The sequence below is a fragment of the Streptomyces sp. NBC_01224 genome (assembly GCF_036002945.1).
GTDB lineage: Bacteria > Actinomycetota > Actinomycetes > Streptomycetales > Streptomycetaceae > Streptomyces.
In genome coordinates, this window is record NZ_CP108529.1 from 4,432,118 (window position 1) to 4,445,398 (window position 13,281).

Annotated in this window: 10 protein-coding genes and 1 pseudogene; 7 read left to right on the forward strand and 4 right to left on the reverse strand. The window is 71.1% G+C overall.

Annotated features, from left to right (window positions below):
* Positions 1–181: 181 nt before the first annotated feature.
* Positions 182–1,009, forward strand: a complete 828-nt coding sequence (locus OG609_RS19660) for an ABC transporter ATP-binding protein (RefSeq protein WP_327278109.1) — start codon at positions 182–184, stop codon at positions 1,007–1,009.
* Between the two features lie 60 nt (positions 1,010–1,069).
* Positions 1,070–1,345 carry a hypothetical protein gene (locus OG609_RS19665; protein WP_327274010.1) on the forward strand — a complete coding sequence of 92 codons (276 nt, stop codon included), beginning with the start codon at positions 1,070–1,072 and terminating at the stop codon, positions 1,343–1,345.
* Positions 1,346–1,419: 74 nt separating this feature from the next.
* Here the strand turns inward: OG609_RS19665 and OG609_RS19670 are convergent.
* Together OG609_RS19670 and OG609_RS19675 are read right to left on the reverse strand one after the other, a co-directional pair.
* Positions 1,420–1,590 (reverse strand): annotated as a pseudogene (locus tag OG609_RS19670) (IS5/IS1182 family transposase); the annotation flags it as partial.
* A gap of 7 nt (positions 1,591–1,597) precedes the next feature.
* Complete coding sequence (locus OG609_RS19675) at positions 1,598–2,059, reverse strand: hypothetical protein (protein WP_327274011.1); 462 nt, start codon at positions 2,057–2,059, stop codon at positions 1,598–1,600.
* A 671-nt stretch (positions 2,060–2,730) separates the two neighbouring features.
* Between OG609_RS19675 and OG609_RS19680 the strand changes: the two genes are divergently transcribed.
* Positions 2,731–5,502 carry a hypothetical protein gene (locus OG609_RS19680; protein ID WP_327274012.1) on the forward strand — a complete coding sequence of 924 codons (2,772 nt, stop codon included), beginning with the start codon at positions 2,731–2,733 and terminating at the stop codon, positions 5,500–5,502.
* Between the two features lie 157 nt (positions 5,503–5,659).
* Here OG609_RS19680 and OG609_RS19685 read toward each other — a convergent pair whose 3' ends face one another.
* On the reverse strand, positions 5,660–7,069 hold the full coding sequence (locus OG609_RS19685; RefSeq protein WP_327278110.1) for an oxygenase MpaB family protein: 1,410 nt from the start codon (positions 7,067–7,069) through the stop codon (positions 5,660–5,662).
* A gap of 98 nt (positions 7,070–7,167) precedes the next feature.
* Positions 7,168–7,971 (reverse strand): polyprenyl diphosphate synthase, encoded by an 804-nt coding sequence (gene uppS, locus OG609_RS19690; RefSeq protein WP_442817982.1) that lies wholly within the window; start codon positions 7,969–7,971, stop codon positions 7,168–7,170.
* Positions 7,972–8,691: 720 nt separating this feature from the next.
* On the opposite strand from uppS, the gene OG609_RS19695 reads away from it, so the two are divergent.
* From OG609_RS19695 to OG609_RS19710, 4 genes are all read left to right on the forward strand, one after another.
* Positions 8,692–9,711: a D-alanyl-D-alanine carboxypeptidase family protein gene (locus tag OG609_RS19695; protein ID WP_327274014.1), complete on the forward strand. Its 1,020-nt coding sequence runs from the start codon at positions 8,692–8,694 to the stop codon at positions 9,709–9,711.
* On the forward strand, positions 9,708–10,694 hold the full coding sequence (locus OG609_RS19700) for an endonuclease/exonuclease/phosphatase family protein (RefSeq protein ID WP_327274015.1): 987 nt from the start codon (positions 9,708–9,710) through the stop codon (positions 10,692–10,694). The genes OG609_RS19695 and OG609_RS19700 overlap by 4 nt, the downstream gene beginning before the upstream one ends.
* Positions 10,695–10,773: 79 nt before the next feature.
* On the forward strand, positions 10,774–11,550 hold the full coding sequence (gene cseB, locus OG609_RS19705) for a two-component system response regulator CseB (protein WP_327274016.1): 777 nt from the start codon (positions 10,774–10,776) through the stop codon (positions 11,548–11,550).
* A gap of 52 nt (positions 11,551–11,602) precedes the next feature.
* Complete coding sequence (locus tag OG609_RS19710) at positions 11,603–12,901, forward strand: HAMP domain-containing sensor histidine kinase (protein ID WP_327278111.1); 1,299 nt, start codon at positions 11,603–11,605, stop codon at positions 12,899–12,901.
* Positions 12,902–13,281: the final 380 nt, after the last annotated feature.

Consider the following 13,281-nt stretch of genomic DNA (forward strand, 5'->3'; position numbering starts at 1 on the left):
CGCGCCCCTCCTGCTCGACCACCACGAGTCGGGCGGCCACCTCGGCCGCCCCGGCCCCGACGCCGCGGCACTCGGCGCCCGAGCACTGCGTCTCCTCTCCGCCGCGAGCGGCCTTAAGCCCCCGAGCCCCACGGCGGGCAACCCCGCCCCCCCGATCACCGATGAACCCGAGGAACACGACATGACCTCACCCCGCCCCTGGCCGGTCGGCGTCCCGGCCCACCGCACGCCGCCCGTGGACCCCGCGGCGGCGGCCTCCGCAGTGAACCTGACCAAGGTGTACGGGCAGTCGGACGCCCAGGTCGTCGCCCTCGACAGGGTCTCCGTCGCGTTCCGCCGCGGCGAGTTCGCCGCGATCATGGGGCCTTCGGGTTCGGGCAAGTCGACGCTCATGCACTGCCTGGCCGGACTCGACTCCGGCACATCGGGCGGGGCCTGGCTCGGCGACGTGGAGCTGTCGCGCCTGGGCGATCGCTCCCTGACCCGGCTGCGCAGGGAGCGGATCGGCTTCGTCTTCCAGGCGTTCCACCTGATCCCGGCACTGACCGTGCTCGAGAACATCGTGCTGCCCCTGACCGTCGCCGGACGCAGGCCGGACCAGCAGTGGCTGCGCTGGGTCATCGACACGGTCGGCCTCGCCCACCGGCTCGGCCATCGCCCGGCCCAGCTGTCCGGAGGGCAGCAGCAGCGGGTCGCCTGCGCGCGCGCCCTGGTGGGCCGCCCGGAGATCGTCTTCGCCGATGAGCCGACCGGGAACCTGGACTCACGAGCGGCCGCGGACATCCTCGGGTTCCTGCGCCGGTGCGTGCGCGAGCTGGGCCAGACGGTCGTCATGGTCACCCACGACCCGCTCGCGGCCAGCCACTCCGACCGCATCGTCTTCCTCTCCGACGGCCGCATCGTCGACGAACTGGCCCACCCCACCCCGGACCTCGTGATGAGCCGCATGCGGCAGTTCGACACGAGCATCGGCATCAGCCACTGGGCAGGGCCCGACGCGGGGCCATGACCAGTCCGGCGAAGTCCGTCACCTGCCACCCACGCAGGACCGTCCACGCAGGAGTCATGCATGTTCGGCACCGACAGACGTGCAGTCGTTCCCGTCGGATTCGTCGCGCTGCTGCTGGCCGCGCTGGTCCTCCTCATGGCCGAGCGGGCTGATGCGGACCCGACGGCGGACAACTGCCCGCAAGGCGTGGTCTGCTTCTATCCGCAAGCCGACCACCAGGGAACCGTGCAGATCGCTGCCTTCGCTGCGACGCCGGGATGCCGGTCCACGATTCCGGCACGCTCGGCCCCGGACGGCCTGCACGCCTACGTCGCCAACTTCGGCTCGGCGGTATGACACGTTTCTGCCGGTTGGTCTGGTCAGCTTGGACGGGGTAGCGTCTCCGGGCCCCCGGACAAAGTCCCCACGCCCACAGCCCGGAACTGCTTGAGCTTGTTGATCGCCCGCTCAACGACGTTGCGTTTCCGGTACCGGTCGGTGTCGAAGCTTGGCGGCCGTCCGCCGCCGCGTCCGCGCCGGACCCTGTTGGCTTGCTGGTCCCTCTTCTCCGGAATGGCGCGCGGGATGCCGCGGCGGCGCAAGTACTGGTTAGCCGTGCATCGCGGTGCTGTAGACGTACAGGGCGATCACACCGGCGACGCAGGCGAGGATCACCCATGAACCGAAACTGGTGTGTTTCCCACCGCCTTTGGGCCGCGCGGCCTTCCCGGACCGTTTGGACCGCCCGGGCGCTGCCCGTCCCGGCGCGACCGGCGCCACATCGGCCGCCGCCTCGGCGAGCAGGCGACGGCAGGTCGCGGCGAGCACGCCTGTACCGGCGGAGAGGGGCACCACTGCCTCCGAACGCGCCGGAGCGGTGGTACCGCCGTCCAGGATGCGCCCCGCGCGTACGAGGACCTCGTCCCGGCCGCCCGCCGGAGCGAGGCTGATCCACCGCCGTACATGCTCACCCCGGATGACCACACCGCCGGACCGCTCCCGGTACACGGTGTGTTCCCGCCACAATATCTCCGCCAACTCCCCGGCGGTGTCCCTCAGTTGTGCGCTCACAACCCCTCCCCCTCCGCCTCGCGGCGAATCGAACAAGCATCGCACTCTAGCGGCAGGTGCAGAGCGGGAGTCCAACAGTCCCCCCAGCGGCCGTGCCCGCCCCCCGGGCATGGATCCAGTACTACGGGGGCACATCGGCCTGGCCGCACGGGAAGGGGCCAGGAGGCAGCGGCCTTACGCATCGCCTCAGGTCGCAACCGGATGTGTCCCTGCAGTACCAGCCGGTTCGACCGACTACCGCGAGTGTGGTGGCGGGCGGCACGAAGGAGTCGCTGACGGGAGCGGTCGGCCAACCTCCGGCCAGGAAGTGCGCATGTGAGTCTTGCCGGACCCGTACGCCCAGGTCAAAGACGCGTAGCGGCGATACGCGGACCGGTCTTGAAAACCGTCGTGCTCTGCAAGCCGGTGTCGCCGGCCGTCGTGTTGGCGGCTCGGGGAGTGGACAGCAGCGTAGAACGGCCGCCGCTCCGGGCCTGGATCCCTCGATCAGCGGACCGGCCCCATGACTCCCGTCCGGCTCTTGTTCGGCTCCTGTTCGGCTCTTGTCAGATTCCTGTCAGATTTCCCGAGGTGGACAACCGGTGACGACACGTCGCCCTCTCCCGGGTGCGGGGGGTGCTCCTGGGATTCCTGGGGCGCTGAAGCACGACCAACGACGAGGAGACACCATCGTGAGACAGGTCTCACGCGCGCTGACGGCTGCCTTGGCGGCCGTGGCGCTGGCGGCGAGTGTGCCAGGGCCGGCGCACGCGCAACCGGCCGCCGAGTCCATACCCGGCGCGCCGCCGGGCGCCTCCGAGGAGCGGCTGCCGGAGGGGTGGCGTGTCGAGGGCGGAGAGCTGATCTGGAGCTCGCCCCAGCCTGTGGGCATGGGCGGCGCCCTGGTCGAATTCCGCTCGGGGGAGCGGACCCTCGGCGTCCCGAAGCCCTCCCCCGATCAACGCACCTTCCGGCTCCGCCTCGACGGGGCGGGGGTCGGACCGGTGAGCGAACTCCAGGTGGTCGCCGGTTCGCGGCGGCTGGATGCCGCAGGGGCCGACCGGGCACCCGGTCAGCGGCGCTCGTCGGCCGCGGCGGTGCCCCAGGACCCGTTCCCCGCCAACCCGGTCGACCCCGGTGTCGCCGGTAAGTACCGCACCACCAGCGGTGAGTACGTCCTGAAGTCGGTGAGACTGCCGGGCTATGCCGAGCCCGTGGAGATGCGCGCCACGGTCGTCGGCCCGACGGACGCGCCGGGGAAGCGACCGCTGGCGCTCTTCCTCCACGGCCGCAGCGCCACCTGCTACGAGCCCGGCAAGAACAGCGCGGGCATGGAGTGGCCGTGCAAGCCGGGCAACAAGGAGATCCCGAGCTACCGCGGCTTTCTGCACGACCAGAAGCTCCTGGCATCCCAGGGCTATGTGACGGTCTCCATCTCCGCGAACGGTGTCAACGCGCAGGACGGCCGCGCGGCCGACTTCGGGGCGCAGGCCCGTTCGTCCCTGGTGCGCCGGCACCTCGCCCGCTGGGCGGAGTGGGGCGCGAACCCCGCGAAGGCCCCCGAGGCCGTGCGCGCGACGGAGCCCGCGGACCTCTCGAAGGTGCTCCTGGTCGGCCACTCCCGGGGCGGCGAGGGCGTCAACCGGGCGGCCCTCGACAGCGTCTCCCCGCCGCCGCCCGCCGAGGACGGCTACCGGGGGCCGGTGGGCTGGCGGATCCGCGGCACCGTCCTGATCGGCTCCACCCTCTTCGGCCAGAACCCCACACCCGATGTGCCGTCCATGACCCTCCTGCCGGGCTGTGACGGCGATGTGAGCGACCTCCAGGGCCAGATCTACGTCGACGGCACCCGGGGCATCGGCCAGGGCACGGCGCTGCACAGCGCGGTGTACATGGTCGGCGCCAACCACAACTTCTTCAACACGGAGTGGACACCCGGCCAGGCCGAGGCCCCGGCCTCCGACGACTTCTGGGACGACAAGAACAACCCGGACCCGGTCTGCTCGGCACAGGCCGAGACCCGGCTGACCGCCAAGCAGCAGCAGACGGCGGGCGCCACCTACATCGCCGCCGCCGCGCGGCTCTTCCTCGCGGGCGACGACCGGGTCCGCCCGCTGCTCGACGGCTCCGACCGGCGCGCGCCCTCGGCCGGCCCCGCCCGGGTGCTGACCCACGCCGTCGGCGGCAACCGCACCCCGGCGATCCGGCCCGACGACCCGCTCTCGGTGACGAACGGGCGCGTGTGCCAGCAGATCACGACGAGCGCCGCCCAGGCCTGTCGGCCTGACTCCGCCCCCGGTGCGTCGCCGCACTTCGCGTCCTGGGCGGAAACCACCAGTGAGCCGGGCCGCAACGCGGTCACGGCCCGCTGGACCAAGCCGGGCACCCCGGTCCGGCTGACGCCGGAGCGCGCCTTCTCGCTGGCGGGCTCCGACGCGCTCGCCCTGCGGGTGATGGTGCCGCCGAACACCCGGGGCACCCGGCTCGACGTCGCCCTCACCGACACCTCCGGCAAGCGGGTGGGGCTCGGTCAGGTCACCGTCGACGGCCTTCCCGGCTCCGGTTCGACGGCCGCGTACTGGGCGCGTGAGGTCCGCGTCCCGCTGAAGGCCGCCATCAGCGCCGGTCTCGACCTGAAGCGGGCGCAGTCGCTGGAGCTCACCCCGCGCAGCAGCTCCGGCGAGTTCTGGCTGATGGACGCCTGGGGCTGGCGCCCCGGCACCCCGGCGGTACGCCCCGTCGCGCTCCCGCGGGTCGACATCGGCAGGCTGACGGTCAAGGAGGGCGATTCCGGCACCCGCACCTACCACGTGCCAGTCCAGGTCACCGGCAAGGGCACCGGCGTGATCAAGCTTGCCGTCCGCGACCCGGAGACCTACAAGTCCACCGTCCGCACCGTGACGGTGAAGGCCGGTGGCTCCGTGGACGTGCCGATCACGGTCAACGGCAACTCCCGCTACAACTACGACCTCAGCCACGAGGTCGCGGCCAAGGCCGTGCGCGGCACGGCGGTCGGCGGCGCCTTCGGGGGCGTGCTCGTCGAGAACGACGACCCCATGCCCACGGTCAGCGTGACCCCGGTCGCCGACTCGGTCACCGAGGGCCAGAAGCTCACCTGGAAGGTCGAGCTCTCCCAGCCCGCCGACACCACCATCGAGACGCGGTTCGACCTCCTGCCGGTGCACGAGGGCACGGAGCTGTCCACGAAGGACGTCGACGAGGCGTGGCTCTCCGATCTCGGCGTGGCCGCCGACCCGGAACGGCCCCTGTCCGCGGACAGTCCCTCCCTCTGGGTGTCCGTCCCCAAGGGCCGGACGAGCACCGAAGTGTCCGTGCCCACGGTCACCGACGCGCTGACCGAGCCGGAGGAGTCCCTGCGGATGCAGGTGTACATCCTCAAGGAGAACGAGTGGCTGGAGGGCCCCCTCCTCACGGGGAAGGTCACGGACGCGCGCCAGGGCTGACGCCCGGGCTCCACGTCACGCGCTGACGGTGCCCGAGCGCACCACCTGGACGATGGCACCGGCCCCCGCCACGGGGGCCGGTGCCATCGGCGTGAGGGGGCCACGCGGGGCCACGGAAACCCGCTTCCGGCGGCGGCCCCTGCCGAGTCCGGGGGTCCTACGCGTCGGCGAGCAGTGGGTCGTAAGCGGTCGAGCACCGGCGGCCCGACATGAAGGAGAGAAAGTCCTTCACGAACGCGCTGCGGGAGTACCTTGCGTCGGCGTCGGCCACCGTGCGCCGGAACCCGGTCCGGAACAGGGTCCGGTACTCGTCCGCGTCGATGAACTGGTTGCCGTCCGCGTCGGTGACGTCGAAGAGCACTTCGGCGACCCTGATCAGCGCGGGCCCGGCGAGGGAGGGGACAGCGGCGGCGTACTCCTCCTTGCTGATGCGGCCGTCGCCGTCGATGTCGAGGGCCGCCTGGAGTTCCCTCCACCACTCGGCATACGCGTTGTAGAGCCTGGTCTCCTCCGGTTCGTCCAGATCGAGGCGGGAGGACAACTCCCGGGCCATGGCGGCGAGATCGGGCCAGTCCAGGTAGCCGTCGCCGGTCTGGTCCAGCACCGCGGTGAAGAATTCGTCAGCGCTCCGCTGCGACCCGGTTCCCTCGGCGGGACCGTGCTGCACGGCAAACGGCGTGACCAGCCGGAACAGGGCGCCGGCCTGCTTCATCCGGCCGCGCAGCGCGGTGAGCGTCGCGGCTTGAGGGGCGTCACTGTCCGAGGACAGGTAGAGCAGGCTGGTGAGGCTCTCGGCCCGGAGCCAGTTGTCGGGCAGGAAGCGTGCCAGGCCGACGGCCACGTAGACGCTTTGCATCAGCGTCTGGGCGCCAGGAATTTCGGGCAGACCCGCCCGCCGGCGGAAAGGCTCGGGGAGGGACGCCACCGTGATCGTGCCGATGACCGGGCCTGCGAGCGCGCGGCCCGCAGCCCATACGGTGGGCAGGCCGTCCAGCAGGGGCGGTGCCGGGAGATGGTCGAAGAGCTTGTAGAGGATGATGCGCAGCGCCTCCGTGTCCTCCAGCTCCTCCTGGACCATGTGGTCGTAGTACTGCCAGAACTCCTGCAACGTGGGCGGGAGATGGCCGACCCCATCACCCAAGACCGCGAGGAATGCCTGGTATTCGGCGTAGAGCCGTTCCATGGAGGTCTGGTCGAGCGGCTGCCCGCTCAGTCGGCACATGGTGACGGAGCTCTCGAAGAGGGTCGCGACCACCCAGGCGCGGACCTGGGGGTCCATCGCGTCGTAGGGCCGGTCCTGTGCGTCGGTGCCGCTCAGCCGCGCGTGCAGGCGGTTGAGCCGCGCCGCCTCCCTCTGCCGCTCGTGATCGTCGGTGCCGAACATGCGCTGCAGGCTCACGAGGGTGTTGCGCAGCCGTCGCCACGGGTGCGCGACGAACGTCGAGTTGTCGATCAGGGCCGCGCCGATCTGCGGGTGGGCGGCCTCCAGTACCGTGGCCCTGATCATGGCCAGTGCCCAGCGCGGATCGTTGAAGAACCGGTGGAACTGCGAGTCGGGACCGAACAGGGATCCGGACTGTGCTTCGGGGGCCGGCCGCGCGGGGTCACCGTGGTGATCGGTGGCTCCGGAACGCGTGCGCCTGGGGCGGCTGCTGCCTGTGTCCGTCACGGGTGAGGTTCTCCGTTCGTGTGCGGCGTCACGCCGCCGAAGCGGCGATTGCGTTGCTGGTAGGCGTGCAGGCACTCCAAGAAGTGCGGCGCACGGAAGTCGGGCCAGAGCACCGGCGGGAAGATCCACTCGGCGTAGGCCACCTGCCAGAGCATGAAGTTGGAGATCCGCTGTTCGCCTGACGTCCGGATGACGAGGTCCACATCGGGTGTGTCGGAAAAGGGCAGGTGAGCGGCGAAATGCTGCTCGTCGACGGCATCGGCCGGTACCCCGCTGCGGATGAGGGAGCGTGCCGCCTCGACGATGTCCCTGCGTCCGCCGTGGTCGAACGCCACGGTCAGCGTCATGCCTCGGTTCGTGTTGGTCAGCGTCATCAGGTCGGCGAAGTCCCGGGCCAGCGGCCCGGGGATCCTCGGGTCCGCCACTCCGAGGAACCGGCAGCGGATGCCGCGCGCGTGCAGCAGCGGGGCGTGTTTGCGCACCACGCGGCGCACCAGTTGCATGAGGAATTCGACCTCGCTGCTCGGACGTCGCCAGTTCTCGGTGGAGAACGCGTACAGGCTCAGCCACTCCACTCCCGACGTCCGCGCCGCCTCGATGACGTCGATCACCGTTGCTTCTGCTGCCCGGTGACCCGACGTACGCGGTAAGGACCGCCGTGCCGCCCACCGGCCGTTCCCGTCCATCACGCACGCGACATGGCGCGGCACACCCCTGTACCGGTCCTCACCGGGTGGGCACCGCGGATGTGAATGGGCCGTCGACGAGGAAGGAGTGCCGCACGCTCGTTCAACCGTCATCCGTGCTCCCCCGGCTGCCGCAACACAGTTCCCCCTCCGCGCATCCACCCGCTGGGTCACAGCGCCTCCTGGCCGCAAGGCTCTGCCGCAGTGGGCCCGGACAGCGCCCCGTTGTGTCCGGACTCTGCTGAGCGCGTTGCGCATCCGCCGGAAGCCTGTCGAGGCTGCGGACGGGTTTCGCTCCCGCAGACGGCGGACCGGCCTGCTCCGCGGACGGTCCCGGGGGATCCTCCGCCGCAGCGCCACTCGGATCGACACTCAGCAGAGTGCCGGTGCCCGGCCCCGGACACATCGCAATCTCCGCATATTCACCTGTAGTACGTCAGTCCGCTTTAACGACCTCGTGGTCGCTCCTTGACCGGAATCGGGTAGTACCGGACGCTTCGGCACCGCCGGCATCCGACTCCGCTGTTTCGGCCGAGCCGGTTCCGACGACAAGGCCTCGCGGCGGCGCCGAAGGCCCGGCCGGCATTCACCCGATCGACCCGCCCACGCTCCGTGGGCAGACCCCGGGAGGCCGGGCAATACGGACCGGTTTCCGTCTCGGTCGAGTTCGGCGGAACCGCTGGCGGCTTCTGCCGACGCGGGACCTGATACCCGGCCGACACAAATCCGCGCGGTGCTGGATGCACGGCCCTGATCAGCTGGATGCGGTCCTCTCACAGGCTGGGACACGTACGCGGTTCCTCGTGTACGTCGGGCCGTGAGAGGTGGTTGTCGGTGGATGCTCGTCGGATACGTGCTGCTGTTCCGGGCGGGGAGGAGCGGACCGGACGGGCCCGTCGTGGCGCGGTGTGGGCTTCGGCCGCGGTGCTTGCCGTGGTCGGTGCCGGCGGCTGGCTGGGGCTCACCGGTGGCGGCGGTCGGGGCAACGGCGCCGCGCCGGTTTCCGAGGCGGCGGCCGTGGCGGACCGGCTGGAGCTGCCGTGGCCGCAGGAGGGCCAGACGAGCATCGAGGTGGAGGGCGTCGGCAGCCTGGGGAGCAAGGGCGGACAGGAGCCGGTACCGATCGCGAGCGTCACCAAGGTGATGACCGCGTACGTGATCCTCAAGGAGCATCCGCTCAAGGGCGGGGAGAAGGGGCCGGAGATCACGGTCGACGAGGCCGCCGCGCAGGAGGCCCACTCGCTAAGCGAGTCCAGCGCCCCGGTCCGCGAGGGGCAGCGGCTCACCCAGCGCAAGCTCCTGGAGCTGTTGCTGCTTCCGTCCGGCAACAACGTCGCCCGGCTGCTGGCCCGTTGGGACGCGGGAAGCCAGGAGGCATTCGTGGCGAAAATGAGCCGCGCCGCCGCCGGGCTGGGGATGACCCGGACCACGTACACCGGGGCCAGCGGTCTTGAGGCCACCACCAGGAGCACCGCCGACGACCAGCTCAAGCTCGCCCGCCAGGTCATGAAGGACCCGGTGCTGCGCGCGGTTGTGGCCATGCGCGAAACGACCGTCCCCGGGGTGCCCGGCACGATCACCAACTCCAACCGGTTGCTTGAGAAGCCCGGGGTGATCGGGCTCAAGACCGGGTCGGGCACCGCCGCCGGCGGCAATCTCATGTGGGCCGTCGAGGTGAAGTCCGGCACAGCACGGCATCTCGTGCTCGGTGTCGTGCTTGGACAGCGCGCCAACACCACGCCCGCCGAGGGTCTCCGGGCCGCCCTGGAGAACAGTGGCCGGCTGGTCGACGCCGTACAGAGGGACCTTCCCGCTGCCCTCGCCCCTCGCGATGGCAAGCCGGTGCGGGCATGACCGCGCTGGTCGAGCGCACGGGCCGCGAGGCCGGAGCGCGACCGGGAACCGGCGTGGGCGGCACGGGCGCTTGGCGGCGCGGATGGCTGATCGCCGCGGCCGCCGTGCTGTCCGCGCTGGTCATGGTCGGGCACACCCGGATGCCGAACGGGTTCGGCAACCCCGGCAGTCTCCTTGAGACGTTCCTGCCCTGGCTCGGGGTGGGCGTGCCCGTGATGCTGGCGCTGGCGGCGGTGCGGCGGTCGGCAACCGCCGGTGTCGCGGTGCTGCTTCCGGCCGTCGTCTGGTGCTCCCTGTTCGGCGGCCTGCTCATGGACAAGCGGTCCGCCGGCGGGGATCTGACCGTGGTCAGCCACAACGTCAACGACGAGAACCCCGACCCGGTCCGGACCGCGCGTGAACTAGCTGCTTCGAGCCCTCAGTTGCTCGCCCTTGAGGAGCTGACCTCGCACACGGCACCCGTGTACGAGCGCGCCCTGGCCGACACGTATCCGTACCACTCGGTGCAGGGCACGGTCGGGCTGTGGAGCAAGTACCCGCTGCGGGATGTGGAGCCGGTCGCGATCATGCCGTGGACCCGTGCCCTGCGGGCCACGGCCGATACCCCGAAGGGGCCCGTCGCCGTCTATGCCGCCCACCTCGCGTCGGTACGGGTGCTCCCGAGCGTGGGCTTCACCACGGCGAGGCGCAACGAGGCGGCCGTGAAGCTGGCCGATGCCGTACGAGCCGAACCGCTGCCCCGGGTCGTGGTGGTGGGCGACTTCAACGGCACGACCGACGACCGCGCGCTGCGGCCGGTGACCTCTCAGCTACGGTCGGCCCAGGAGGAGGCCGGTGACGGCTTCGGCTTCAGCTGGCCCGCGTCGTTCCCGGTGGCCCGGATCGACCAGATCCTGGTGAAGGGCGTCACACCGGTCTCGTCCCGGATCCTGCCGCCCACCGGGAGCGACCACCTGCCGGTCGCGGCCGATCTGCGCCTGTGAGGGGGCGGGCGGTGGCCACCACCTTGCACAGCGGGATACTCTCGGGCATTTTGGTACCGATCAACCTTCAGGTGACGTGATGCAGCAGCACGACCGTGACGCGGCGGGACAGCGGGACAGCAGCCCCACCGGCCCCACCCCTGCCTCCGCCCCCGCCTCCATCCCCGATTCCGTCCACGTACTGCTGGTCGAGGACGATGAAGCGATCCGCAGGTCCGTCGGGATGGTGCTGGACCGCTACGGCTATCAGGTGTCGGCGGCGCCCGACGGCCTGACGGGCCTTGAGATGTTCCGGGAAGGACAGCACGACCTGCTGCTGCTCGACATCATGCTGCCGCACCTCGACGGCATCGGACTGTGCCGCAGGATCCGTGAGACGAGCCAGGCGCCCATCCTGATGATGTCCGCGCGCGGCGACGCGCTGGACGTGGTGGCGGGGCTGGAGGCCGGTGCCGACGACTACGTCGTCAAACCCGTCGACACCAGTGTCCTGGTGGCGCGGATCCGCACCCTGCTGCGCCGGGCCACCTTCACCGCGCCCACCACGGCTGCCGACCGGCCGGTCGACGACGGTCTGCTCACCTTCCGTGACCTCACCGTCGACACCCGTGGTCTGGAAGTCCGCGTCTCCGGGCGAACGCTCGCGCTCACCCCGACCGAGCTGCGGCTGCTCCTGGAGTTCGTGGCCGCGCCGGGCATCGCCCTGCAACGGCAGACGCTCCTGCGCAAGGTGTGGGACTACGGGTGGGACGGCGACATCCGGGTGGTCGATCTGGCGGTGCAGCGGTTGCGCAAGAAGATCGGCGCCGATCACATCGAGACCGTACGTGGCTTCGGCTACAAGTTCCGGCGCTGAGATGCGGCAGACGACCGACCCCGCCCCCACCCCCGGTGCCCGCGCCGACCGCATGCCGTCCGACGACGGCCTCGGCCACGCGCTGCGGCGCCTCACCGACCTGCGATCGCTGCGCTGGAAGATCGCTGCCGGGGTCGCGGCAGCGGCCTGCGCGATGGCACTGGGCATCGGGGTCCTGGTCCACCGGACCACCGAGGCCCGCTCCATGAACATCGGCCGCTCCACCGCGTTGCGTGAACTGGATGCGGCCGAAGCCGAGTTCCGGGGCGCACCGACCGCCCGGACGCCACCGTCCGCGCCTGCTGCCATCTACCTGGTCGGCGACAACGTACCGGATCAACTGCAGAAACGGCTCGCCTCCGCTCCCAGGCCCATGGCCGTGACCTGGTACGACACCCGGAAGCCGGCCCAGGGGCCGCGGATGTGGGCGGCGGACCGCGTCGACGGCACAGTGCTGGCCGTCTGGGTGGACATGGGCGCCGAGCTGCGCAGTGTCCAGGCCCTGGACCGGCACATGAGATACGCGGCTCTCGCCACGCTCGCCGTCGTCGTCCCCCTCACCGTCCTCGCCGCCGAACTGGTGCTCCGGCGACTGCGCCGGGTCGCCGGGACCGCCCGCCGCATCAAACGCGGCGACCTGGACGCCAGGACCCGAAGCCGCAGCCACGACGAGATCGGCGAAATCTCCTCCGCGGTCGACCTCATGGCGGACGCCCTGCAGGACCGGCTGCACAACGAACAGCGTTTCACCGCCGACGTCGCCCACGAACTGCGCACCCCGCTCACCGGCCTCGTCACCTCCGCGTCCCTCCTCCCGGAGAGCGAGGCCACCGACCTGGTCCGCGACCGCGTCCAGGTGCTGCGCGCCCTCGTGGACGACCTCCTGGAGATCTCCCGCCTGGACGCGGGCGTCGAGCAGGCCGACGTCCAAGCGGTACCACTCGACGAGCTGGTGACGGAATCCGTACGACGCACGGGCCTGGAGACGCGGATCACGGTGACCGGCCACCCGGTTGCCGAGACCGACCCGCGCCGCCTCGACCGCATCGTCACCAACCTGATCCTCAACGCCCACCGCCACGGCGCGACGCCGGTCGAGGTCACGGTCGACGGCACGACCATCACCGTCCGCGACCACGGCCCCGGCTTCCCCCCGGAACTCCTCGCCCACGGACCCCAGCGCTTCCGCACCGGAGCCGCCGAACGGGGCCACGGACACGGCCTCGGCCTCACCATCGCCCTCGGCCAGGCCCACGTCATCGGCGCCCGCCTCACTCTGGCCGACACCACCCCCTGCGGAGCCATGGCCACACTGGAACTGCCCCGCCACGCGGATCCACCAGCAGTCTGACCGACAGCCGGCAGAGCGGCCGGCCCCCCTCCCGCTGCTCCGTGGTTGCGGTCCCGGTTGCGTTCGCCCACGTACAGCGCCGTTCAGAAGCCCCGCCCGCAGCTACTGCACCGCAGGTCAGAACGGTCCGGGCAACACGTCGAAGGGCCCCACCGTTCGCGGTGGGGCCCTTCGACGTCGCGTTCGTGGTTGCGGGGCATGCAGTCCCCGGTAGTCCTTCTTGGTTCCACGAGCTTTCAACCGTCGCTGAAAGTTCCGGGATCGAGAGGATCTGCCGGGGGCCTGGCCAGAGCCAACGAGAGGGTCACTCGGTTCGGCGAACGTCTCCACCGACGGTGCGGCTCGCTCTGGTTTTCTGGTGTATTGAAGATTGTCCTCCC

What these genes read in the sequence shown, in the direction of transcription:
- OG609_RS19660 (WP_327278109.1), top strand. Translation starts at nt 182, where the DNA reads ATGACCTCACCCCGCCCCTGGCCGGTCGGCGTCCCGGCCCACCGCACG.
- OG609_RS19665 (WP_327274010.1), top strand. Translation starts at nt 1,070, where the DNA reads ATGTTCGGCACCGACAGACGTGCAGTCGTTCCCGTCGGATTCGTCGCG.
- uppS (WP_442817982.1), bottom strand. Translation starts at nt 7,971, where the DNA reads ATGACGGTTGAACGAGCGTGCGGCACTCCTTCCTCGTCGACGGCCCAT.
- OG609_RS19700 (WP_327274015.1), top strand. Translation starts at nt 9,708, where the DNA reads ATGACCGCGCTGGTCGAGCGCACGGGCCGCGAGGCCGGAGCGCGACCG.
- cseB (WP_327274016.1), top strand. Translation starts at nt 10,774, where the DNA reads ATGCAGCAGCACGACCGTGACGCGGCGGGACAGCGGGACAGCAGCCCC.
- OG609_RS19710 (WP_327278111.1), top strand. Translation starts at nt 11,603, where the DNA reads ATGCCGTCCGACGACGGCCTCGGCCACGCGCTGCGGCGCCTCACCGAC.